This window comes from Citrobacter sp. S46_ASV_140, assembly GCF_018919545.1.
Taxonomy (GTDB): Bacteria; Pseudomonadota; Gammaproteobacteria; order Enterobacterales; family Enterobacteriaceae; genus Citrobacter; species Citrobacter braakii.
Genome location: NZ_JAHLRC010000034.1, coordinates 16,849 through 40,301 on the forward strand (window position 1 = coordinate 16,849; position 23,453 = coordinate 40,301).

General features: G+C 52.8%; 27 protein-coding genes. 19 read left to right on the forward strand and 8 right to left on the reverse strand.

From position 1 onward, the window contains the following. Window positions 1-250 precede the first annotated feature (250 nt). Complete coding sequence (gene tsgA, locus KQJ19_RS11250; RefSeq protein ID WP_016154778.1) at window positions 251-1,432, reverse strand: MFS transporter TsgA; 1,182 nt, start codon at window positions 1,430-1,432, stop codon at window positions 251-253. Between the two features lie 263 nt (window positions 1,433-1,695). Here tsgA and ppiA point away from each other — a divergent pair, with 263 nt between their 5' ends. The 5 genes from ppiA (at window position 1,696) to KQJ19_RS11275 (ending at window position 5,032) form a co-directional block, all read left to right on the forward strand. Further along, a complete protein-coding gene (ppiA, locus tag KQJ19_RS11255; protein WP_003023595.1) occupies window positions 1,696-2,268 on the forward strand; it encodes a peptidylprolyl isomerase A in 573 nt (190 codons plus the stop codon). Window positions 2,269-2,374: 106 nt separating this feature from the next. Next, on the forward strand, window positions 2,375-2,542 hold the full coding sequence (locus KQJ19_RS11260; RefSeq protein ID WP_016157626.1) for a YhfG family protein: 168 nt from the start codon (window positions 2,375-2,377) through the stop codon (window positions 2,540-2,542). Then, on the forward strand, window positions 2,532-3,134 hold the full coding sequence (locus KQJ19_RS11265) for a putative adenosine monophosphate-protein transferase Fic (protein ID WP_016157625.1): 603 nt from the start codon (window positions 2,532-2,534) through the stop codon (window positions 3,132-3,134). Before KQJ19_RS11260 ends, KQJ19_RS11265 begins: the two co-directional genes overlap by 11 nt. A 31-nt stretch (window positions 3,135-3,165) precedes the next feature. Next, the gene (gene pabA, locus KQJ19_RS11270; RefSeq protein ID WP_016154776.1) at window positions 3,166-3,729 is read left to right on the forward strand and encodes an aminodeoxychorismate synthase component 2; all 564 of its coding nucleotides are present in this window, start codon (window positions 3,166-3,168) and stop codon (window positions 3,727-3,729) included. Between the two features lie 85 nt (window positions 3,730-3,814). Further along, window positions 3,815-5,032, forward strand: coding sequence for an aspartate aminotransferase family protein (locus tag KQJ19_RS11275; protein ID WP_153689956.1), 1,218 nt, complete (start codon window positions 3,815-3,817; stop codon window positions 5,030-5,032). A gap of 42 nt (window positions 5,033-5,074) precedes the next feature. On the opposite strand, the gene KQJ19_RS11280 is transcribed toward KQJ19_RS11275, so the two are convergent. Further along, window positions 5,075-7,162 carry a YccS/YhfK family putative transporter gene (locus tag KQJ19_RS11280; protein ID WP_016154774.1) on the reverse strand — a complete coding sequence of 696 codons (2,088 nt, stop codon included), beginning with the start codon at window positions 7,160-7,162 and terminating at the stop codon, window positions 5,075-5,077. Between the two features lie 51 nt (window positions 7,163-7,213). Beyond that, window positions 7,214-7,846, reverse strand: a complete 633-nt coding sequence (gene crp / locus KQJ19_RS11285; RefSeq protein WP_000242758.1) for a cAMP-activated global transcriptional regulator CRP — start codon at window positions 7,844-7,846, stop codon at window positions 7,214-7,216. Between the two features lie 308 nt (window positions 7,847-8,154). Between crp and KQJ19_RS11290 the strand changes: the two genes are divergently transcribed. Beyond that, entirely contained in the window at window positions 8,155-8,562 is a 408-nt protein-coding gene (locus KQJ19_RS11290) for an OsmC family protein (protein ID WP_016154773.1), read from the forward strand. Between the two features lie 93 nt (window positions 8,563-8,655). On the opposite strand, the gene KQJ19_RS11295 is transcribed toward KQJ19_RS11290, so the two are convergent. The 4 genes from KQJ19_RS11295 to KQJ19_RS11310 all read right to left on the reverse strand — a co-directional run bounded on the left by KQJ19_RS11295 (window position 8,656) and on the right by KQJ19_RS11310 (window position 12,868). Beyond that, on the reverse strand, window positions 8,656-9,525 hold the full coding sequence (locus tag KQJ19_RS11295; protein ID WP_003827751.1) for a phosphoribulokinase: 870 nt from the start codon (window positions 9,523-9,525) through the stop codon (window positions 8,656-8,658). 53 nt (window positions 9,526-9,578) lie between these two features. Further along, window positions 9,579-9,797, reverse strand: coding sequence for a YheU family protein (locus KQJ19_RS11300; RefSeq protein ID WP_003023615.1), 219 nt, complete (start codon window positions 9,795-9,797; stop codon window positions 9,579-9,581). Beyond that, window positions 9,794-10,816, reverse strand: a complete 1,023-nt coding sequence (locus KQJ19_RS11305; RefSeq protein ID WP_016154772.1) for a hydrolase — start codon at window positions 10,814-10,816, stop codon at window positions 9,794-9,796. The genes KQJ19_RS11300 and KQJ19_RS11305 overlap by 4 nt, the downstream gene beginning before the upstream one ends. A 150-nt stretch (window positions 10,817-10,966) precedes the next feature. Next, window positions 10,967-12,868, reverse strand: coding sequence for an ABC transporter ATP-binding protein (locus tag KQJ19_RS11310; RefSeq protein ID WP_047358155.1), 1,902 nt, complete (start codon window positions 12,866-12,868; stop codon window positions 10,967-10,969). Window positions 12,869-13,000: 132 nt separating this feature from the next. Here KQJ19_RS11310 and kefG point away from each other — a divergent pair, with 132 nt between their 5' ends. The 4 genes from kefG (at window position 13,001) to slyD (ending at window position 16,266) form a co-directional block, all read left to right on the forward strand. Next, window positions 13,001-13,552 (forward strand): glutathione-regulated potassium-efflux system ancillary protein KefG, encoded by a 552-nt coding sequence (gene kefG / locus KQJ19_RS11315; protein WP_003023629.1) that lies wholly within the window; start codon window positions 13,001-13,003, stop codon window positions 13,550-13,552. Then, window positions 13,552-15,357, forward strand: coding sequence for a glutathione-regulated potassium-efflux system protein KefB (gene kefB / locus KQJ19_RS11320; RefSeq protein WP_043018546.1), 1,806 nt, complete (start codon window positions 13,552-13,554; stop codon window positions 15,355-15,357). The genes kefG and kefB overlap by 1 nt, the downstream gene beginning before the upstream one ends. An 8-nt stretch (window positions 15,358-15,365) precedes the next feature. After that, window positions 15,366-15,566 (forward strand): YheV family putative zinc ribbon protein, encoded by a 201-nt coding sequence (locus KQJ19_RS11325; protein WP_016154768.1) that lies wholly within the window; start codon window positions 15,366-15,368, stop codon window positions 15,564-15,566. A 94-nt stretch (window positions 15,567-15,660) separates the two neighbouring features. Next, on the forward strand, window positions 15,661-16,266 hold the full coding sequence (gene slyD / locus KQJ19_RS11330) for a peptidylprolyl isomerase (protein ID WP_003023634.1): 606 nt from the start codon (window positions 15,661-15,663) through the stop codon (window positions 16,264-16,266). Window positions 16,267-16,314: 48 nt separating this feature from the next. Here slyD and KQJ19_RS11335 read toward each other — a convergent pair whose 3' ends face one another. Continuing rightward, window positions 16,315-16,533 (reverse strand): protein SlyX, encoded by a 219-nt coding sequence (locus tag KQJ19_RS11335; protein WP_003023639.1) that lies wholly within the window; start codon window positions 16,531-16,533, stop codon window positions 16,315-16,317. Window positions 16,534-16,765: 232 nt separating this feature from the next. On the opposite strand from KQJ19_RS11335, the gene fkpA reads away from it, so the two are divergent. The 9 genes from fkpA to KQJ19_RS11380 all read left to right on the forward strand — a co-directional run. Next, window positions 16,766-17,584: an FKBP-type peptidyl-prolyl cis-trans isomerase gene (gene fkpA, locus KQJ19_RS11340; RefSeq protein WP_200080271.1), complete on the forward strand. Its 819-nt coding sequence runs from the start codon at window positions 16,766-16,768 to the stop codon at window positions 17,582-17,584. A 167-nt stretch (window positions 17,585-17,751) separates the two neighbouring features. Further along, window positions 17,752-18,474 (forward strand): transcriptional regulator, encoded by a 723-nt coding sequence (locus tag KQJ19_RS11345; RefSeq protein WP_003023643.1) that lies wholly within the window; start codon window positions 17,752-17,754, stop codon window positions 18,472-18,474. Then, window positions 18,474-18,860: a sulfurtransferase complex subunit TusD gene (tusD, locus tag KQJ19_RS11350; protein WP_047501481.1), complete on the forward strand. Its 387-nt coding sequence runs from the start codon at window positions 18,474-18,476 to the stop codon at window positions 18,858-18,860. The genes KQJ19_RS11345 and tusD overlap by 1 nt, the downstream gene beginning before the upstream one ends. Continuing rightward, on the forward strand, window positions 18,860-19,219 hold the full coding sequence (tusC, locus tag KQJ19_RS11355) for a sulfurtransferase complex subunit TusC (protein WP_049041316.1): 360 nt from the start codon (window positions 18,860-18,862) through the stop codon (window positions 19,217-19,219). Before tusD ends, tusC begins: the two co-directional genes overlap by 1 nt. Before the next feature lie 7 nt (window positions 19,220-19,226). Further along, the gene (gene tusB / locus KQJ19_RS11360; protein ID WP_016157620.1) at window positions 19,227-19,514 is read left to right on the forward strand and encodes a sulfurtransferase complex subunit TusB; all 288 of its coding nucleotides are present in this window, start codon (window positions 19,227-19,229) and stop codon (window positions 19,512-19,514) included. Window positions 19,515-19,639: 125 nt separating this feature from the next. Next, window positions 19,640-20,014, forward strand: a complete 375-nt coding sequence (gene rpsL, locus KQJ19_RS11365) for a 30S ribosomal protein S12 (protein ID WP_003023654.1) — start codon at window positions 19,640-19,642, stop codon at window positions 20,012-20,014. Window positions 20,015-20,109: 95 nt separating this feature from the next. Beyond that, entirely contained in the window at window positions 20,110-20,580 is a 471-nt protein-coding gene (gene rpsG / locus KQJ19_RS11370) for a 30S ribosomal protein S7 (RefSeq protein ID WP_016154763.1), read from the forward strand. Window positions 20,581-20,676: 96 nt separating this feature from the next. After that, the gene (fusA, locus tag KQJ19_RS11375) at window positions 20,677-22,791 is read left to right on the forward strand and encodes an elongation factor G (protein WP_016154762.1); all 2,115 of its coding nucleotides are present in this window, start codon (window positions 20,677-20,679) and stop codon (window positions 22,789-22,791) included. A gap of 69 nt (window positions 22,792-22,860) precedes the next feature. Continuing rightward, the coding region (locus KQJ19_RS11380; protein WP_216403666.1) for a GTP-binding protein at window positions 22,861-23,453 on the forward strand (593 nt) is incomplete at its 3' end.

Here is a 23,453-nt window from a genome sequence, read left to right on the forward strand (position 1 = left end):
GCCTTTATATACTCCTTAAGAGGTATATGGCTGATTTAACTGCATTTTTATAAGTTACGGAATTAACAGGCTTTTCGTGTTTGTATAAATAGCGTACAAATTAAGGGGTTTTTGTAAGAATTGGCCTACAGCACCAGAAAAGAAGAGGGCGCGGGAATAGGCCGGAGGGCGTCTGCGCCTTATCCGGCCTACGAACAGCTTGTCTTGTAGGCCGGATAAGATGCGTTAGCATCGCCATCCGGCACTCAGATTAATGCGTTGCGGGTGCGTTATGCTGGCGATGACGCGTGACGAACCCAAGAATAAAGCACATCACGAATACGACCGCATACAAGCCGTTAGCCGTCTGCAATGCCGCCAGCGGACCGCTGTGCGCCACGATAGGGCCAGTGACCACGAAGGTGAGCATAGTACCGATGGTGCCACAGGTCAGAACGAAGTTAACCAGTTTAGGTGATGCGACCTTCGTCTGCTGGGAGCCGAGGGTAATGATGGTGGTATAAATCGCGCTGGAGAAGAAGCCCAACGTCAGAATGAACCACGGCATATGCTCCGGCGTACCGGTGATAAACAGATACATCAGGACGGTAGCCACACCCGCCAGTACGGTCAGGATGCGCTGCAAATCGAAGAAACGCAGGATAAAGCTAAATGCCCACATGCCAACCATGTAAGACATCCAGAAGTCGCTGACCAGTTTACCTGCGTCGTTCAGGCTCATGCCCAGACTTTTGGCGTATTCCGGCACCCAGGAGATAAAGCCCAACTGACCGAGGATGTAGCACAGCGCGGCGATCGCCAGGAACAGCACGCCAATGCCCCATTTTTCTTTTACCACAGGCGCGTCCGGTTGCTGCGCGTGTTTACCCAGCGCCGGGAATTCGCAACCGAAGGTCAGCAGGAAAATGGCGACGTATACCAGGCCGATGCAGGCATAAACCCAATACCATTCGATGCTGCGCGCTAACAGGAATGCTGCCACCATCGGGAAAATCATGCCGGCCATGCTGAAGAAGGAGTCAGTAAACAGCAGGCGGGAACCGCGCTGGCGACCTTCGTACATCTGAGTCACCAGGAACGTACCAATCGACATGGTGATACCGCTCACCAGACCCAGTACAAACATGGCGGCTGAGAACAAGGCCAGGCTATGGCTGAGCATCAGTCCGGCGACCGCCAGAACCATCAGGATAAAGCCAAAGCGCAACTGGGTTTTCAGTGGCACAATTTCCATCAGCCATGCATTCAGAAAAATAGAGATCAGAATGCCGGCATTCAGAAAGGTGAAGGTGTTACTCATACTGGAAACGGGCAAATGGAAGTAATCTGCGATGTTTCCCATCACCATCCCGGTGACAATTACCAACGCGCCTGTCAGGGCGTAGGAGAGAAAGCTAATCCATGTGAGCTTGATGCGATTGCTGTTAGTCATGACTGGCCTGTATAGAAGTGTTAGGCGCATTGACTGCGCCGTGAGCGGGCAGATTTTAGGCGCTTTAGTGATGCATTTAAATGTTTATTGGTAATTACTTGCTGCGTTACATTTTTTATGTGATCTAGATCGCATTGAATCTTGAGGCTATAAGGTTACATTTGTTTCAAGTACGTAAAATTAAGTAAAGGGATGGCCTTGTTCTTGAAGGCTCTTTAGAATCAATTCACTTGCTTCATTTCTGCTCTTGTTAAGGAATTCTCATGCTCAAATCGACTCTGGCGGCTGTTGCAGCTGTTCTCGCTCTTTCTGCTCTTTCTCCCGCAGCACTGGCAGCAAAAGGTGACCCGCATGTCCTGCTGACAACCTCTGCCGGTAACATTGAGCTGGAGCTGAACAGTCAGAAAGCCCCGGTTTCAGTGCAAAACTTTGTCGATTATGTCAACAGCGGTTTCTATAACAACACCACGTTCCACCGCGTGATCCCTGGCTTCATGGTGCAGGGCGGCGGTTTTACCGAGCAGATGCAGCAGAAGAAACCTAACCCGCCAATCAAGAATGAAGCCGATAACGGACTGCGTAATACCCGCGGCACGATTGCCATGGCGCGTACAGCAGATAAAGACAGCGCGACCAGCCAGTTCTTTATCAACATTGCAGACAATGCGTTCCTCGATCACGGCCAGCGCGACTTTGGGTACGCGGTCTTCGGTAAAGTTGTGAAAGGTATGGATGTCGCGGATAAGATCTCTCAGGTGCAGACCCATGATGTTGGTCCTTACCAGAATGTCCCGTCAAAACCGATTGTTATCCTGTCTGCCAAAGTCCTGCCATAAACGTCTTTTGCGCGGGCAGTTCCTGTCCGCGTTCTTTCCCTTCTCTGCGTAACCTGAAATTGCCGCTTATACTTGTGGCAAGTGTCGGCTCATTCAGGGAGGTCACGTGAAAAAACTCACCGATAAACAAAAGTCCAGACTCTGGGAACAACGGCGAAATGCCAATTTCCAGGCCAGTCGGCGGCTGGAAGGCGTGGATATTCCACGGGTGACTCTGAGCACGGAAGACGCCCTGGCGCGTCTTGAAGAGTTGAGGGGGCACTATGAGCGATAAATTCGGTGATGGACGCGATCCCTATTTGTATCCGGGCCTGAATGTCATGCGTAACCGTCTGGGGATTCATCAGGCACAGCGCCTGGCGCAGGCGGCGTATGAACTGACGGCGCTGCGTGCGGCCACTATCGAATTAGGCCCGCTTAAACGGGGCTTGCCGCATCTGTGCGCCATTCATCGCCAACTGTATCGGGATATTTTTGACTGGGCGGGACATCTGCGAGAAGTGGATATTTACCAGGGCGAGACCCGCTTTTGTCATTTCGCTTATATCGAGAAAGAGGGCAATGCGCTGATGCAGGACCTGGAAGACGAGTCCTGGTTGGTGGGGTTACCGGAAGATAAGTTTGTGGATCGTCTTGCGCACTATTATTGCGAAATCAACGTGCTGCATCCGTTTCGTATTGGCAGCGGTCTGGCGCAGCGAATTTTTTTCGAACAGTTAGCGATTCATGCCGGGTATATATTGAGCTGGGATGACATTCCGGTTGAGGAGTGGAACCTGGCTAATCAGAGTGGGGCGATGGGTGACCTGTCTGCGCTTCGGGCGATATTTCGTAAAGTGGTAAGCGAAGCCCCGGAAACTGAGTAGAATAGCGCGGTTCTTATGTACCGGAGCCGCCATGATCCTGCTTATCGATAACTATGATTCTTTTACCTGGAACCTGTACCAATACTTCTGCGAACTGGGCGCTGATGTCCTTGTCAGGCGCAACGACGAACTGACGCTGGCGCAAATCGACGCGCTAAGCCCGCAAAAAATCGTAATATCCCCAGGCCCCTGCACGCCGGATGACGCTGGGATCTCATTGGATGTTATTCGTCATTTCGCGGGCAAGACGCCCCTGCTGGGTGTTTGTCTGGGACATCAGGCTATGGCGCAGGCCTTTGGCGCGACAGTGGTTCGGGCAGCTAAAGTGATGCACGGTAAAACCTCGCCAATTACGCATAACGGGCAGGGTGTTTTTCAGGGGCTCGCCAACCCATTAACGGTGACGCGCTACCATTCTCTGGTGGTTGCCCCCGCGACGCTTCCTGACTGCTTTGAGGTGACGGCCTGGAGTGAAACGCAGGAGATTATGGGCATTCGTCACCGCGAGTGGGATATGGAAGGGGTGCAGTTTCACCCGGAGAGTATTCTCAGCGAGCAGGGGCATCAACTGCTGGCTAATTTCCTCAACCGGTGATTTGTGGTTGCTATTCAGTGATTTTTTATTCATATTTTGTGATTATAATTTCACTAACATTTCTGCTTAACAGGGTGGCAATGACATGGCAACTGAACAAACTGCAATTACGCGCGCGACATTCGATGAAGTGATTCTGCCGATTTATGCACCGGCTGAGTTTATCCCGGTAAAAGGAAAAGGGAGTCGAGTCTGGGATCAACAGGGCAAAGAGTATGTTGATTTCGCGGGCGGCATTGCAGTTACTGCACTAGGGCATTGCCATCCGGCCCTGGTGGAGGCGTTAAAAACCCAGGGTGAAACCCTGTGGCATACCAGCAACGTTTTCACCAATGAACCGGCGTTGCGCCTGGGCCGTAAAATCATTGATGCGACCTTCGCCGAGCGCGTGCTGTTCATGAACTCGGGTACCGAAGCTAACGAAACCGCCTTTAAGCTGGCGCGCCACTATGCCTGCGTGCGCCATAGCCCGTTCAAAACCAAAATCATTGCCTTCCACAATGCGTTTCACGGTCGTTCGCTGTTTACCGTGTCCGTCGGCGGGCAGCCAAAATACTCTGACGGTTTTGGACCAAAACCAGCGGATATCATCCATGTACCGTTTAACGATCTGCATGCGGTCAAAGCGGTGATGGACGATCACACCTGTGCGGTGGTGGTTGAGCCTATTCAGGGGGAAGGTGGCGTCACCGCGGCAACGCCGGAATTCCTGCAAGGTTTGCGTGAACTTTGCGACCAACACCAGGCGCTATTGGTATTGGATGAAGTGCAGAGCGGGATGGGCCGTACCGGCGATCTGTTTGCCTATATGCACTACGGCGTGACGCCGGATATCCTCACCAGCGCGAAGGCTCTCGGCGGCGGCTTCCCGGTGAGCGCGGTGCTGACCACCCAAGAGATTGCCTCCGCATTTCACGTGGGTTCGCACGGTTCCACTTACGGTGGCAATCCGCTGGCCTGCGCAGTTGCGGGGGCCGCGTTTGATATCATCAACACGCCGGAAGTGTTGGAAGGTATTCAGGCCAAACGTCAGACGTTTGTCCAGCATTTGCACAAGATTGATCAACAGTTCGACATTTTCAGCGAGATTCGCGGGATGGGGCTGCTGATTGGCGCCGAGCTGAAGCCGCAGTTTAAAGGTCGGGCGCGCGATTTCCTGTATGCCGCCGCGTACGAAGGGGTGATGGTACTCAACGCCGGACCGGACGTGATGCGTTTCGCGCCGTCGCTGGTAGTTGAGCAGGCGGATATCGATGAAGGGATGCAGCGTTTCGCACAAGCGGTAGCGAAAGTCGTTGCCTGATTACCTGTTGCCGGATAAGCACAGCGCATCCGGCAGTCGATCTTAACCTTTCATGTCCCGCAGACGGCGGCTCAGCCAGATTCCGTGGTGCGGTCGCTGACGCCATGCTACCGACGAAATGGTGTGCATGGTGTTCAGATGCCCCAGTATCCGTTGCAGATGCTGCTCAAGGGTGCTTAACGGACCGTGGGATAGCATCTCTGGCGCTTCGAGAATATTCACATCGCCTGAGCTTCCCGGTCCGTCATATTCCAGCCGCTGCTGACAGCGCTGGAGCGCAATTTCACAGGATTCCAGATACCGCTGCGCTAAATCCGGCGTCAGCATTGTGTGTTCCCTTGCCAGTGTGGTCATCGCGTTGATGTGCTCGACGATGAACTGGCTGTGCGTGACCCACAGTTTCATGTCCGCCAGGTAGTGCGAGTTGAATCCTGGCTCCTGCATCGCCTGGTTCAGTGAGTTGAACAACGTGTTATGCGCCTGATTGACCCGCATGCGTTGGTACGCCAGCGGCGTGGCCTGCGGATCGTTGCTGAGGATCAGGCGAATGGCCTCCTGATCGGCTTCTAACGCATCATGGGCGTTCTTACGCAGCAGGCCGCTCTGCCACTGCGGCCACAGCCAGAGTGTACCGCCAAAGGCGATTAAGCAGCCAATAACCGTATCGACAAACCGCGGCACGATAAACTGTTCTCCGTTCAGCGTCAGCAGTTGCAGGGTGTATACCGCCGTGACCGTAAAACCGACGGTAGCCCAGCCGTAGTTTTTGCGCATGATCAGATAGCTACCCAGGGTAATCAGCAGCATGCCTGCCAGCGTGTAACCTTCCTGAATATGAAAGTGCAGGGTGACCCCGGCAATGACCAGTCCAACGAGCGTTCCTGCTGAACGGTGTAAAATACGTACCCGGGTTGCCCCGTAGCCATTTTGCGTGACGAACAGGATCGTCATCAAAATCCAGTAAGGCTTTGGCAGGTGTAAAGCGCTGCCCATCAGGCTGGCGATACTCAGCATGACGCTGATGCGCCCGGCATTACGCAGCGCTGGTGATTTCAACGACAGATAGTTTTTCAGGGCCGGGATCAGCGGCAACCGACGCTGCTTGTCCGCCATTAAATCTCGGGCGTACAGCGGTCGCTGGGTGCGTAGCACGCGGGCAATACGGCTGAAGTGCCAGTAGCAAAATTGTCCCACCGGATTGTCCGGATGCTGGTTGGCGATTTTCTCCAGCGTGCCAATCTGCTTGTCCATCGAGAAACGGGTCGGCAAGCGGTGATACAAAATATCATCGGCCAGTACCCGAAGGCGTTCGGCGACGGTGCGCGCATTCCAGCGAATCACCTGTTCGGCGTGGCTACGTTCGACCAGCTTTTGCACCTCTTCCGGCTGGTGAAGGCTGACGGAAATATGCTCCTGCAAGTCCAGTGCCTCCTGAAAGGCACGCAGCAGGCGCTTGTAATCGTTGTTGCGATGCGCCGACAGCATATGCATTTGCTGGTAGCACTGGGTAATCAGATCCACCGCTTTCTGCTGGCGAACCAGTAGGGGAGGCAACGCTTTTTCCGGATCGGCATGCTGGGTCAGCAGGCTGTACTTGGCCTCACAGTAATCTGCTAATTCACGGTACAACAAGCTGAGCGATTCACGGAGCGGCTGCTCGCGCCACATCCAGAACCAGAACCAGTTGAACAGGCCGTACCATAACGTGCCCAGCGCATAGATCAGCAACGGTTCCCAGACGGGCATGTTCCCGACCAGGCTTAGCGTGAAAATCGCGGCGATAAGTGAGGCCGGTAACAGTCGGGCATGCAGAGGGCTTAGCTCGGCGGTTACGCCAAGAATCAGCGTCAGTCCGGTGAGGATAAGCGGCAGCGGTATGGCCTGTGCCAGCAGCAACTGCATGATCAGACTGCAACCGGCAAACAAAGACGCGCCAATAGCTAAACGTTTGAAAAAGCGCTTATGCGGGGTATCAAGACCAGCAATGTTGCAGCAGGCAGGGACCAGGGAGAAGAGGAGTCCCAGATGAAGCTGACCGATGATCAGACCAACAGCCACAGGTAAACATAGCACCAGCGTCTGCCGTAGTGCGTAGTTGATCTCTGGGTGGTATATCAGTCTTCGCCACATCGGTGTAAACAAAAGTGGCGCATCACTGAGTAACGCGCCACTTCGATGGGGTTAACGGGTGCCGTAGACGACGATGGTCTTACCGTGTGCGGAGATCAGGTTTTGATCTTCCAGCATCTTCAGAATACGACCAACGGTCTCACGGGAGCAGCCAACGATCTGGCCGATTTCCTGACGGGTGATTTTAATCTGCATGCCGTCCGGGTGGGTCATCGCATCAGGCTGTTTCGCCAGATTCAGCAGAGTCTGCGCGATACGACCCGTTACGTCGAGGAAGGCAAGGTTGCCGACTTTTTCAGACGTGACCTGCAGGCGACGAGCCATCTGTGAAGACAGGCGCATCAGAATATCCGGGTTGACCTGGATTAATTGGCGAAATTTTTTGTAGGAAATTTCAGCGACTTCACATGCGGTTTTGGCTCGTACCCAGGCGCTACGTTCCTGACCTTCTTCGAAGAGGCCTAATTCACCAATAAAATCGCCCTGATTCAGATAAGAAAGGATCATTTCTTTCCCTTCTTCATCTTTGATCAGCACTGCCACTGAGCCTTTAACGATGTAATACAACGTTTCCGCTTTTTCACCCTGGTGAATCAGCGTGCTCTTCGATGGGTACTTATGAATATGGCAATGAGACAAGAACCATTCGAGAGTCGGGTCTGTTTGCGGTTTGCCAAGCACCATGCGCGGTTATCCTCTGTTATAAGCTGTCTCCAGAGCCAGAAAACGACGCTGCCTCTGGGTTTGCAAAAATATGCTTCCCGCTACCTGGGAAAGGGGCTGTCAAAAATTAACTGCAGCCTGTAATGTGATGTCCTCTGCATACATGCAGTACGTCAATGTATTACTGTAGCATCCTGACTGTTTTAGCATAGCTTTCGCCGTGTGTCTCCTGGTGTCTCGCTTCAGCATGACGCAGGTCGCCTTCCGTTGCGAGAATTGTTATGTACGCGTAATCTGTCAGGAAAATTGAAACATTGGAGTTACGAAATATGCAAGCGCGTGTAAAGTGGGTTGAGGGGTTAACCTTCCTCGGTGAGTCCGCCTCTGGTCACCAAATTTTGATGGACGGTAACTCCGGTGATAAAGCGCCGAGCCCGATGGAAATGGTATTAATGGCTGCGGGCGGTTGCAGCGCAATTGATGTGGTTTCGATCCTGCAAAAAGGTCGTCAGGATGTGACCAACTGCGAAGTGAAACTGACCTCAGAGCGTCGTGATGAAGCGCCGCGCCTGTTTACCCACATCAACCTGCATTTCATCGTAACGGGTAACGATCTGAAAGATGCGTCCGTTTCGCGCGCAGTCGATCTCTCTGCGGAAAAATATTGCTCCGTGGCGCTGATGCTGGAAAAGGCGGTGAACATTACCCACTCCTATGAAGTGGTTGCTGCTTCGTGATGTCATGCCTGATGGCGTTTCACTTATCAGGCCTACAGGATATAAACGCGTAGGCCGGATAAGGCATCAGCCGCCATCCGGCAAAATAACACCTTACTCTATCTTTTTGCCTTCCATCAGTCGCTGGACCAGCGGCAGCATAATCAATTCCATCGCCAGACCCATTTTCCCGCCCGGAACAACCAACGTATTGATATGGGAAATGAATGATCCCTGCAGCATGGCCAGTAGCCACGGGAAGTCGATCCCTTCCAGGTTCCGAAAATGAATCACGACAAAGCTTTCATCCAGGGATGGAATACTTTTGGCGGCAAAGGGGTTGGAGGTATCAACGGTCGGTACGCGCTGGAAGTTAATATGCGTACGGGAAAACTGCGGCGTAATGTAATTGATGTAATCGTCCATTGAGCGCACCACTGAGTCCATCACCGCTTCGCGCGAGTGTCCCCGCTCGCTGGTATCGCGGGTCAGCTTCTGAATCCATTCCAGGTTCACGATCGGCACTACGCCAACCAGCAGATCGACATGCCGGGCCACGTTTTGCTGTGGGGTTACGACGCCGCCGTGCAGTCCTTCATAGAACAGTACATCCGTCGGTTCAGGCAGCGGCTGCCAGGGCGTAAATGTACCCGGAACCTGATTCCACGGTACGGCCTCATCGTAGGTGTGCAGATATTTTCGCGACTGACCTTTGCCCGTCTGGCCGTATTCGATGAAGGTTTGCTCCAGCAAACCGAAGTCATTAGCTTCGGGGCCGAAATAGCTGATATGCCGCCCGGCATCGCGCGCTTTGCGAATCGCCATGTCCATTTCCGGACGGGTATAACGATGAAAACTGTCACCTTCCACCTCGGCGGCGCGCAGATTTAACTGCGCGAAAATTTTACGAAACGCGAGGCTGGTGGTGGTGGTCCCCGCGCCGCTGGACCCTGTTACCGCAATCACCGGATGTTTGGCAGACATAACAACTCCATGAATAGGTTGAATTTTTATTATAGTCGGCCGTCGGCTACGGATTACTCGTGAATCTGCTTCCTCGGCATAATGTTGACCGTTTCATGCAGTTCGGACCATACCAGCACGGCTTCACCAGATTGGAGTTGGCGTTTGACGTCGGCGACTTTTTGTTCGAGCGAGCGTTCATGTTCACCATAATCGGTGCCTTCGCGCAAGACAAAGCTTTCAATCAGATTGTCCAGCGCGTCCGGGGAGATGTCTTGCCAGGGGATGATCATGATGATGCCTCCAGATACGTTGTCAGCCAGTCCGGGATTCTGGATTCCAGCCACATCTCAGGACGGCGCACCGTGCCGCCAATGAATCCGACGTGGCCGCCGTGTTCCGTCAGTTGATACTCTACCTGTGAGGGCAGATTTTCTGGTTTAGGGATCACGTGATGATCCATAAACGGATCGTCCTTGGCATGGATAATCAGCGTGGGTTTGGCGATCTGGTTGAGCAACGGCATAGCGCTACACTGACGGTAATAGTCTATAGCATCAGCGAAACCGTGGATTTTGGCGGTGATCAGATCGTCAAAATCGCGAATGCGACGCAGAGATTTCAACTGGCCCAGACTCACCGGCAGCGATCCTGGATACGCCTCTAGCTTACGCGAGGCATTGGCTTTCAACAGGTTTAGCAGGTAGCGCTGATAGACCCGGGAGAATCCCTTGTCCATATGGTAACTACAGGCTTCCAGCACGAAAGGCGCGGAAACGATAACCGCGGCATCAATTGGAATCTCAGTACCTTCTTTTGCCAGCAGGCAGGCCAGCATGTTTCCACCGAGCGAATAGCCTACCGCCGCGGTCGGCACGCGACCGAACTCACGTGCCAGCCAGTGTAAAAACCAGGTGCCATCTTCTGTCTCACCGGAATGATAAATACGGTTCAGACGATTGGGTTCGCCGCTACAGCCGCGAAAATGCATCACCACGCCCAGCCAGCCGCGCTTTTGCGCTGCTTCAATCAGGCCATGTGCGTACGGGCTGTTCAGACTGCCTTCCAGACCGTGAAAAACCACCAGGCGCGGTTTATGTTTCGCCTGTTGCGGGTCTTCACTCCATGCCAGATCGACAAAATCACCGTCGGGCAATTCCAGACGCTGCCAGTGGGCGTCGAACTTCACCTTGCGGCGAATTAAACGCGGCAGCATCGTCTGCAGATGGCGGTTACTGATACCGCGCATCGGGCGGAATTCTCGCGAATCGTCGGTAGGTGGAGTTATTTCTGTGGACGTGATTTCAACCATAACACCAGAGCAATTAATAATCGGAAAGAATAACTATACCGCGCACAGCGCGTGCGGGTTAGCCAATATGTGATTTTGTCGCGAGTCAGTCAGCAGGCAATCATCGGCTATAGTGCCGGATGGCGGCTTCGCCTTATCCGGCACTCATGATTACTCGGCCAGCATCTGCTCAAGCTGTTCCTGAGCCTCCAGCCAGGCCATTTCGCACTCTTCCAGTCCGGATTTCGCACTGGCCTGCTGTTGCAAGCATGCCGTGAGTTCGGCTTTGCGGCTTTGGTCGTACAGTTCGCTATCGCCGAGTTTTTCTTCCGCCTGTGCCAGTTGTGCGTGCAGTTTCTCCATCTCTTTTTCCAGACGGGTAATCTCTTTACGTAGCGGTTGCGTCAGGGTGCGCAGTTCAGCTTCGCGACGCTTCTGGTCTTTACGTGCCTGGGCGCTGTTAACGCTCTCTTTTGCCGGTTCGTCGCTCTGGTTTTCCTGTTTTTGCACATCGCTCAGCCACTGCTGATAATCCTCAAGATCGCCATCAAACGGCTCGACTTTCTTGTCGTGCACCAGATAGAGGTCATCGGTAGTGGAGCGAATCAGGTGACGGTCGTGCGAGACCACAACCAGTGCGCCTTCGAAATCGATCAGCGCTTCGGTCAGCGCCTGACGCATATCCAAATCTAGGTGGTTGGTCGGTTCATCAAGCAGCAGCAGGTTCGGGCGCTGCCAGACGATCAATGCCAGCACCAGACGCGCTTTTTCACCACCGGAGAAGCGGCGAGTCTCTTCGCTGACTTTATCGCCCTGGAAGCCGAATCCGCCGAGGTAGTCTCGCAGTTTCTGCTCCAGCTCCTGCGGCGCCATGCGCGCCAGGTGCTGTATAGGTGATTCATCGGCGCGTAAAAACTCCAGCTGGTGCTGTGCGAAGTAACCCAGCTTGATGCCTTTTGCCAGGCCAATCTCGCCGCTGATGGGGGCCAGTTCGCCGGCCAGCAGCTTAATCAGCGTAGATTTACCCGCGCCGTTGCGTCCGAGCAGGCCGATGCGAGACCCCGGCACCAGATTCAGTTTGATCGAATCGAGAATGACGCGGTCGCCGTAGCCGGCGCTGACCTTTTCCATCTTTAACAGCGGGTTCGGCAGGCTTTCCGGCTCGCGGAAGCTGAAGTGGAACGGGTTGTCCACGTGCGCAGGGGCAATCAGCTCCATGCGTTCCAGCATTTTGATACGGCTCTGCGCCTGCTTTGCTTTGGTGGCTTTAGCGCGGAAACGATCGATATAGCTTTGCAGATGCGCCACGCGCTCCTGCTGGCTTTCGTACATTGCCTGTTGCTGTGCGAGGCGGGTCGCACGCTGGATTTCAAACGCGCTGTAGTTGCCGGTGTACTCGAACATCGTTTGCTGTTCGATATGAATAATTTTATCCACCACCGGGTCGAGGAAGTCGCGGTCGTGGGAGATCAAAATCAGCGTGCCCTGATAGCTTTTCAGCCATCTTTCCAGCCAGATCACCGCGTCGAGATCGAGGTGGTTGGTCGGTTCATCGAGCAGCAGCAGGTCTGAACGGCAAATCAGCGCCTGAGCCAGGTTGAGACGCATACGCCAGCCACCGGAGAAATCGCTGACGGGACGTTCAAGCTGTTCGTTGGAGAAGCCGAGGCCATGCAGCAGGCTGGCGGCGCGTGAGCGCACAGTCCAGGCGTCGATGGCATCCAGCTTGCCATGGACGGTGGCAATGGCGTGTCCATCGTTACGTTCGTTGGCATCGTTCAACTGTGCTTCCAGTTGACGATACTCGCGGTCGCCGTCAATCACATACTCCAACGCCGGCTGTGGCAACGCAGGCGTTTCCTGATTAACCCACGCGAGCTGCCAGTTTCCCGGATAGGTAAATCCTCCGGCGTCGGCGCTAAGTTCATTTTTCAGCAATGCCAGCAGGGTAGATTTACCGCAGCCATTTTTACCTACCAGGCCAACTTTCTGCCCTGGATTAATGGTGGCCGTGGCATTTTCCAGCAAGACGCGCACGCCGCGACGAATTTGTAACGATGAGAAAACAATCATAAGGCGCCGTATGTTCAGACTATGTTAATTTATCATTATGATAATGTAATGTGTGGGCCATTTGCCGCACCGAGGCGCAATGGTAGCCCAAAACGTCGAAAATAGACAAAAGACAAAACCGGGAGGGGGATGATGTTCCAGCCAGCGAAAGTCTTGCTGCTGTATGCCCATCCGGAATCTCAGGACTCGGTCGCTAACCGGGTACTGCTTAAACCGGCCATGCAGCTCAGCAATGTTACCGTGCACGACCTGTACGCGCACTATCCTGACTTTTTTATCGACATTCCGCATGAGCAGGCGCTGCTGCGCGAGCATGATGTGATTGTTTTTCAGCATCCGCTCTACACCTATAGCTGCCCGGCGTTGTTAAAGGAGTGGCTTGACCGCGTACTGAGCCGAGGATTTGCCAGCGGCCCCGGGGGGAATCAACTGGCGGGAAAGTACTGGCGGAGCGTTATCACTACCGGCGAGCCGGAAAGCGCCTACCGCTACGACGCGCTAAACCGTTATCCAATGAGCGATGTACTGCGCCCTTTTGAGCTAACGGCCGGTATGTGCCGCATGCACTGGATGAGCCCTATCATTGTCTACTGGGCCAGACGGCAAACGAAACAGGAGCTGGACAGCCATGCGAAAGCGTATGGTGACTGGCTGGCGAATCCGATCCCTGTGGGAGGCCGCTGATGGAAGGTTCTGATTTATTGACTGCCGGCGTGTTGTTCCTCTTCGCGGCGGTGGCTGCCGTTCCTCTGGCCTCAAAACTGGGTATCGGTCCGGTGCTGGGTTACTTGCTGGCGGGGATTGCTATTGGCCCATGGGGATTAGGGTTCATCAGCGATGTGGATGAAATCTTACACTTTTCCGAACTGGGCGTAGTTTTTCTGATGTTCATCATTGGGCTGGAACTTAATCCAGCCAAACTGTGGCAATTGCGGCGTTCAATTTTTGGCGTCGGCGCCGCGCAGGTGATGCTAAGTGCGGTCGTGCTGGCAGGGCTACTGATGCTTACAGCGTTCTCATGGCAGGCGGCAGTGGTTGGCGGCATTGGTCTGGCGATGTCATCGACCGCTATGGCGCTACAGTTGATGCGCGAAAAAGGCATGAATCGCAGTGAATCCGGACAACTGGGCTTTTCGGTGCTGCTATTTCAGGATCTGGCGGTGATCCCCGCGTTGGCGCTGGTTCCGCTGCTGGCGGGGTCTGCTGACGAACATTTTGACTGGATCAAAGTGGGGATGAAGGTGCTGGCCTTTGCCGGCATGCTGATAGGTGGGCGTTATTTGCTGCGTCCGGTTTTCCGCTTTATTGCGGATTCTGGCGTGCGGGAAGTGTTCACCGCCGCCACGCTGCTGTTAGTGTTGGGTTCTGCTTTATTTATGGATGCGCTGGGTCTGTCGATGGCGCTGGGGACCTTTATCGCGGGCGTTCTGCTGGCGGAAAGCGAATACCGACATGAGCTGGAAACGGCAATCGATCCGTTTAAAGGCTTGTTGCTTGGCCTGTTTTTTATCTCCGTAGGTATGTCGCTTAACCTTGGCGTGCTCTATACCCATATTTTGTGGGTGGCGGCGAGCGTGATAGTGCTGGTGGTAGTAAAAATGCTGGTGCTGTATGTACTGGCGCGTCTTAACGGCATGAGAAGCTCAGAACGGATGCAGTTTGCCGGGGTTTTAAGCCAGGGCGGTGAATTCGCTTTCGTGCTGTTTTCAACGGCCTCTTCCCAACGGCTGTTCCAGGGTGACCAAATGGCGCTGTTGTTGGTGACCGTCACGCTGTCGATGATGACCACGCCGCTGGTGATGAAGTTGATTGATAAATGGCTCTCCCGCCAGTTTAATGGCACGGATGAAGAAGATGAAAAACCCTGGGTGGAAGATGATAAACCGCAGGTGATTGTGGTGGGTTTTGGGCGCTTTGGTCAGGTTATTGGTCGTCTGTTGATGGCCAATAAAATGCGTATTACCGTCCTGGAAAGAGATATCAGCGCAGTGAATCTAATGCGCAAATATGGCTATAAGGTCTATTACGGTGATGCCACGCAGGTGGATCTGTTGCGTTCCGCGGGTGCAGAAGCCGCACAGTCTATTGTTATTACCTGTAATGAACCTGAAGACACTATGAAGCTGGTGGAGCTGTGCCAACAGTATTTTCCGCATTTGCATATTCTTGCGCGTGCGCGCGGACGTGTAGAGGCGCATGAGTTATTACAGGCTGGTGTGACGCAGTTTTCCCGCGAAACATTTTCCAGTGCGCTGGAGTTAGGGCGAAAAACGCTGGTTACGCTAGGGATGCATCCGCACCAGGCTCAGCGCGCTCAGCTGCATTTTCGGCGGCTGGATATGCGCATGTTGCGGGAACTGATCCCCATGCACACGGATACGGTACAAATCTCCCGAGCCAGGGAAGCCCGGCGCGAGCTTGAGGAGATTTTCCAACGAGAGATGCAGCAAGAGCGACGTCAGCTGGATGGCTGGGATGAATTTGAGTAGAGGTAACCATGGCAATTCGTAAACGTTTTATCGCAGGCGCAAAATGTCCGTCCTGCCAGGCGCAGGATACGCTGGCGATGTGGCGCGAAAATAATATCGATATTGTTGAGTGTGTTAAGTGCGGTCATCAGATGCGGGAAGCCGATAAAGAGGCGCGCGAGCACGTTCGCAAAGAAGAGCAAGTGATCGGGATTTTTCATCCGGACTAGCGATATGGCGCAGCTTTTTTTAAGCTAGAGGGTACACGGGTGCAGAATTCCGCTACAATCTGCGCCACTATTCTTTCCATGCTCAGGAGATATCATGAAAGTAGCAAAGGACCTGGTGGTCAGCCTGGCCTATCAGGTACGTACAGAAGACGGTGTGTTGGTTGATGAGTCTCCGGTGAGTGCACCGCTGGACTACCTGCATGGTCACGGTTCCCTGATTTCTGGCCTGGAAACAGCGCTGGACGGTCATGAAGTTGGCGACAAATTCGATGTTGCTGTTGGCGCAAACGACGCATACGGTCAGTACGACGAAAACCTGGTGCAGCGCGTTCCTAAAGACGTCTTCATGGGCGTTGACGAACTGCAGGTTGGCATGCGTTTCCTGGCTGAAACTGACCAGGGTCCAGTACCGGTAGAAATTACCGAAGTGGAAGACGACCACGTTGTGGTTGACGGTAACCACATGCTGGCTGGCCAGAATCTGAAATTCAACGTAGAAGTTGTCGCTATCCGCGAAGCGACCGAAGAAGAGCTGGCTCACGGCCACGTTCACGGTGCGCACGGTCACGACCACGATCATGACCACGGTCATGACGGTTGCTGCGGTGGTCACGGTCACGACCATGGTCACGAGCACGGTGGCGAAGGCTGCTGCGGCGGTGGCGGTAAAGGTAACGGCGGCGGCTGCGGTTGCCACTAATCGTTATACGGCATAAAAAAAGCGGGAATATCCCGCTTTTTTTATGTTTCAATAATGTGGCGGCGGGGTCTCTTCAGACTGCGACGCGATGTGGGACGGCTGCGTTGCCTTGAGCTTCTCCGTCAATAAACGCAGATGGTCGCGGAGTTTTGCCATTTCCAGTTCATGCGCGGTCACCGTCACGTTGAGCTCTTCAATGGTTATCTCCTGAAATGCCAGGCGACTTTCCAGTTCAGCCAGGCGAGTTTCCATTGTTGTATCCTGCATGATTCACCTCTTTCTTTTTTCTCCGGCAGATCGCGGACTGCGGCGAATTCTACTTAACTTTGCCTGTTTGCACAGCACTCAATCTTCGGTCACGAAACTAATTTAAACAAAAAGAGTCTGAAAAGTGGTGATAATAGGGCGTGCCCGTATGTTGATTTGTTCTGCAACGCTTTATAGTACATTTTTATGTTAGCTAACCTTGGGGTGAGATGCCCCGGCCCTGGAGATATGGATGAAATCACTGTTTAAAGTAACGCTGCTGGCGACCACAATGGCTGTTGCTCTGCATGCCCCGATCACCTTCGCTGCTGACGCTGCGAAACCAGCCGCTACTGCTGACAGCAAAGCAGCATTCAAGAATGACGACCAAAAAGCCGCTTACGCGCTGGGCGCGTCCCTGGGTCGTTATATGGAAAACTCTCTGAAAGAGCAGGAAAAACTGGGCATCAAACTGGATAAAGATCAGCTGATCGCTGGCGTTCAGGATGCGTTTGCAGACAAGAGCAAACTGTCTGACCAGGAAATCGAACAAACTCTGCAGGCGTTTGAAGCACGCGTGAAGAGCTCCGCTCAGGCGAAAATGGAAAAAGACGCGGCTGACAATGAAGCCAAAGGTAAAGTTTACCGCGAGAAATTTGCTAAAGAGAAGGGCGTTAAAACCTCTTCTACTGGCCTGGTCTATAAAGTAGAGAAAGAAGGTACCGGCGCTGCACCGAAAGATAGCGATACCGTGGTAGTCAACTACAAAGGTACACTGATTGATGGTAAAGAGTTTGATAACTCTTATACCCGCGGTGAGCCGCTCTCTTTCCGTCTTGACGGTGTTATCCCTGGCTGGACCGAAGGCCTGAAAAACATCAAGAAAGGCGGCAAAATCCAGCTGGTTATCCCGCCGGATCTGGCTTACGGCAAAACCGGCGTACCGGGCATTCCGGCTAACTCTACGCTGGTCTTTGATGTTGAACTGTTAGACATCAAACCGGCACCGAAAACCGATGCGCAGCCAGATGCTGCACCGGCAGCTAAAGCTGCGGACAGCAGCAAAAAGTAAGTAACCAGACACCGCCGCCCATAGGGCGGCGGTTTTTTATTATCGACAGGATATAATTAATACTGGAAAGCGCCTTGTGCGCTGTATTACTTTAGATGCCCCTATAATAGTGATGAGCCTGCCCTGACAACATAACGACAGGCTCCTGAAAAGGAGTGCTTTTTTTCATGTCCAGGTCGCTTTTAACCAACGAAACCAGTGAGCTAGATTTACTGGATCAACGTCCTTTCGATCAAACCGATTTCGATATCCTCAAATCCTACGAAGCGGTTGTGGACGGGTTGGCGATGCTCATTGGTTCCCATTGTGAAATCGTATTGCACTCTTTGCAGGATTTGAAATGCTCGGCCATCCGCATTGCTAACGGTGAACACACGGGCCGCAAAATTGGCTCGCCGATTACTGACCTTGCGTTGCGTATGCTGCATGATATGACGGGTGCGGATAGCAGCGTGTCGAAGTGTTACTTCACACGTGCGAAAAGCGGTGTCTTGATGAAGTCGGTGACGATTGCCATTCGCAACCGTGAGCATCGCGTGATTGGTCTGCTGTGCATCAACATGAACCTTGATGTTCCATTCTCGCAGATAATGAATACCTTTATCCCACCGGAAACCCCGGAAGTGGGTTCTGCCGTTAACTTCGCTTCTTCGGTGGAAGACCTGGTTACCCAAACGTTGGAGTTCACGATTGAAGAAGTGAATGCCGATCGTAATGTTTCCAACAATGCCAAGAATCGCCAGATTGTCCTGAATCTGTATGAGAAAGGTATCTTCGATATTAAAGATGCCATTAACCAGGTCGCCGATCGGCTGAACATCTCCAAGCATACGGTTTACCTCTATATTCGTCAGTTCAAAAGCGGTGATTTCCAGGGGCAAGACAAGTAATGCGTTTTGCCATTATGGTGACGGGGCCAGCTTATGGCACGCAGCAGGCGAGCAGCGCGTTGCAATTTGCTCATGCGTTACTCAAAGAAGGGCATGACCTATGCAGCGTCTTTTTCTATCGTGAAGGTGTGTATAACGCCAACTTCCTGACTTCACCTGCCAGTGATGAATATGATCTGGTGCGGGCCTGGCAACAGCTGAACCAGCAGCATGGCGTGACGCTGAATATCTGCGTAGCTGCGGCGCTGCGTCGCGGCGTCGTCGATGAAACAGAAGCGAAGCGACTGGGACTGGCAGGGGCTAATTTACAATCAGGTTTTAACCTCAGCGGACTGGGTTCGCTGGCTGAGGCATCCCTGACCTGCGATCGCGTGGTGCAGTTTTAATGAAACGTGTTGCTTTTGTCTTTTCTACCGTGCCGCATGGCAGTTCGTCTGGCCGCGAAGGGTTAGATGCCTTACTGGCGACATCGGCATTAACGGAAGACCTCGGCGTATTTTTTATCGGCGATGGCGTTTTTCAAATCCTCCAGGGACAACAGCCGGATGTCGTGCTGGCTCGCGACTATATCGCAACCTTCAAGCTGTTAGGGTTGTACGATATCGATCAATGTTGGCTTTGTGCCGCCTCATTACGCGAGCGGGGCCTCCAGCAGGGGGTTAATTTTGTGGTCGATGCGACAGCGTTAGAGCCGGAAGATTTACGCCGTGAGCTAGGCAACTATGACGTCATTTTAAGGTTTTGAGATACTCATGCTGCACACATTACATCGTTCCGCGTGGCTTACCGATTTCTCCTCTCTTCTTCGCCTGATTGATAAAGACGATGAACTTTTATTGCTTCAGGATGGCGTGACCGCGGCAATAGAAGGAAGCCGTTTCCTTGAAAGTCTGCAAAATGCCTCCATTAAGGTCTATGTACTGGAAGAAGACATTAAAGCTCGCGGCTTAGGTGGTCAAATTTCAGACAGTGTCGTCAGGGTTAGCTATACTGACTTCGTCAGACTTACGGTGAAGCATCCCAGCCAGATGTCCTGGTAATTGTGGGATCGTTGTATATTTCTTGACACCTTTTCGACACCGACCTAAAATTCTGCGTCCTCATATTGTATGAGGTCGTTTTATTACGTGTTTACGAAGCGAAAGCTACAACCAGGAGCTATTTAATGGCAACAGTTAACCAGCTGGTACGCAAACCACGCGCACGCAAAGTTGCAAAGAGCAACGTGCCTGCACTGGAAGCATGCCCGCAGAAACGTGGCGTATGTACTCGTGTATATACTACCACTCCTAAAAAACCAAACTCCGCACTGCGTAAAGTATGCCGTGTGCGTTTGACTAACGGTTTTGAAGTGACTTCCTACATCGGTGGTGAAGGTCACAACCTGCAGGAGCACTCCGTGATCCTGATCCGTGGCGGTCGTGTAAAAGACCTCCCGGGTGTTCGTTACCACACCGTTCGCGGTGCGCTTGACTGCTCCGGCGTTAAAGACCGTAAGCAATCACGCTCCAAGTATGGCGTGAAACGTCCTAAGGCTTAATGGTTCTCCGTTAAGTAAGGCCAAACGTTTTATATTAATGTCAAACTAAACTCGTAGAGTTTTGGACAATCCTGAATTAACAACGGAGTATTCCCATGCCACGTCGTCGCGTCATTGGTCAGCGTAAAATTCTGCCGGATCCTAAGTTCGGATCAGAGCTGCTGGCTAAATTTGTAAATATCCTGATGGTAGATGGTAAAAAATCTACTGCAGAAACCATCGTATACAGCGCGCTGGAGACCCTGGCTCAGCGTTCTGGTAAAGATGGCCTGGAAGCTTTTGAAGTAGCCCTTGAAAACGTGCGTCCGACTGTCGAAGTTAAGTCTCGCCGCGTTGGTGGTTCTACTTATCAGGTTCCAGTTGAAGTCCGTCCGGTTCGCCGTAATGCCCTGGCAATGCGTTGGATCGTTGAAGCTGCTCGTAAACGCGGTGATAAATCCATGGCTCTGCGCCTGGCGAACGAACTTTCTGATGCTGCAGAAAACAAAGGTACTGCAGTTAAGAAACGTGAAGACGTTCACCGTATGGCAGAAGCCAACAAGGCGTTCGCACACTACCGTTGGTAATCCCTTCGGAGTTTTAGTCACCAGGCGGGCGCTTCTAGTAAGCAGCCCGCTTTGGGCTACTTAAATTGAACGCCTAAAAGATAAACGAGGAATCAAATGGCTCGTACAACACCCATCGCGCGCTACCGTAACATCGGTATCAGTGCGCACATCGACGCCGGTAAAACCACTACTACCGAACGTATTCTGTTCTACACCGGTGTAAACCATAAAATCGGTGAAGTTCATGACGGCGCAGCCACCATGGACTGGATGGAACAGGAGCAGGAGCGTGGTATTACTATCACCTCCGCAGCGACTACTGCATTCTGGTCTGGTATGGCTAAGCAGTATGAACCGCATCGCGTAAACATCATCGACACCCCGGGGCACGTTGACTTCACTATCGAAGTAGAACGTTCCATGCGTGTGCTTGATGGTGCAGTAATGGTTTACTGCGCAGTTGGTGGTGTTCAGCCTCAGTCTGAAACCGTATGGCGTCAGGCAAACAAATATAAAGTTCCACGCATTGCGTTCGTTAACAAAATGGACCGTATGGGTGCGAACTTCCTGAAAGTTGTTGGTCAGATCAAAACCCGTCTGGGCGCGAACCCTGTTCCGCTGCAGTTGGCGATTGGCGCTGAAGAAGCGTTCACCGGTGTTGTTGACCTGGTGAAAATGAAAGCCATCAACTGGAACGAAGAAGATGCAGGCGTAACCTTCACTTATGAAGATATCCCGGCTGACATGCAGGAACTGGCTGAAGAATGGCACCAGAACCTGATCGAGTCCGCTGCGGAAGCTTCAGAAGAGCTGATGGAGAAATACCTGGGTGGTGAAGAACTGACTGAAGAAGAGATCAAAAAAGCTCTGCGTCAGCGCGTTCTGAACAACGAAATCATCCTGGTAACCTGTGGTTCTGCGTTCAAGAACAAAGGTGTTCAGGCGATGCTGGATGCGGTAATTGATTACCTGCCATCCCCAGTCGACGTACCTGCGATCAACGGTATTCTGGACGACGGTAAAGATACTCCGGCTGAGCGTCATGCTAGCGATGAAGAGCCGTTTGCTGCTCTGGCATTCAAAATCGCTACCGACCCGTTCGTGGGTAACCTGACCTTCTTCCGCGTGTACTCTGGTGTGGTTAACTCCGGTGACACCATCCTGAACTCAGTGAAAACTGCACGCGAGCGTTTTGGCCGTATCGTACAGATGCACGCTAACAAACGTGAAGAGATCAAAGAAGTTCGCGCGGGCGATATCGCTGCTGCTATCGGTCTGAAAGACGTGACCACTGGTGACACTCTGTGTGACCCGGATCACCCGATCATTCTGGAGCGTATGGAATTCCCTGAGCCGGTAATCTCCATCGCGGTAGAACCGAAAACCAAAGCTGACCAGGAAAAAATGGGTCTGGCTCTGGGCCGTCTGGCTAAAGAAGACCCGTCATTCCGCGTTTGGACTGACGAAGAATCTAACCAGACCATTATCGCCGGTATGGGTGAGCTGCACCTCGACATCATCGTTGACCGTATGAAGCGTGAATTCAACGTTGAAGCGAACGTCGGTAAACCTCAGGTTGCTTACCGTGAAGCGATTCGCGCGAAAGTTACCGATATCGAAGGTAAACACGCTAAGCAGTCTGGTGGTCGCGGTCAGTACGGTCATGTTGTTATCGACATGTACCCGCTGGAGCCGGGTTCAAACCCGAAAGGCTACGAGTTCATCAACGACATCAAAGGTGGTGTAATTCCTGGCGAATACATCCCGGCCGTTGATAAAGGCATCCAGGAACAGCTGAAATCTGGCCCGCTGGCTGGTTACCCGGTTGTTGATCTGGGCGTGCGTCTGCACTTCGGTTCTTACCATGACGTTGACTCCTCTGAGCTGGCGTTTAAACTGGCCGCTTCTATCGCCTTCAAAGATGGCTTTAAGAAAGCGAAACCAGTTCTGCTTGAGCCTATCATGAAGGTTGAAGTAGAGACTCCGGAAGAGAACACCGGTGACGTAATCGGTGACTTGAGCCGCCGTCGTGGTATGCTTCGTGGTCAGGAATCCAACGTCACTGGCGTTGTTATCCATGCTGAAGTTCCGCTGTCTGAAATGTTCGGATATGCAACCCAGCTGCGTTCTCTGACCAAAGGCCGTGCTTCTTACTCCATGGAGTTCCTGAAGTACGACGATGCGCCGAACAACGTTGCTCAGGCCGTTATTGAAGCCCGTGGTAAATAAGCCACAGGATTAAAACCTAAGTCCCGTGCTCTCTCCCCAGGGGAGAGCACTATAGTAAGGAATATAGCCGTGTCTAAAGAAAAATTTGAACGTACAAAACCGCACGTTAACGTCGGCACCATCGGCCACGTTGACCATGGTAAAACAACGCTGACCGCTGCAATCACTACCGTACTGGCTAAAACCTACGGCGGTGCTGCTCGTGCATTCGACCAGATCGATAACGCGCCGGAAGAAAAAGCTCGTGGTATCACCATCAACACTTCTCACGTTGAATATGACACCCCGACTCGCCACTACGCACACGTAGACTGCCCGGGCCACGCCGACTATGTTAAAAACATGATCACCGGTGCTGCGCAGATGGACGGCGCGATCCTGGTTGTTGCTGCGACTGACGGCCCGATGCCGCAGACTCGTGAGCACATCCTGCTGGGTCGTCAGGTAGGCGTTCCGTACATCATCGTGTTCCTGAACAAATGCGACATGGTTGATGACGAAGAGCTGCTGGAACTGGTAGAAATGGAAGTTCGTGAACTTCTGTCTCAGTACGATTTCCCGGGTGACGACACTCCGATCGTTCGTGGTTCTGCTCTGAAAGCGCTGGAAGGCGAAGCAGAGTGGGAAGCGAAAATCATCGAACTGGCTGGCTTCCTGGATTC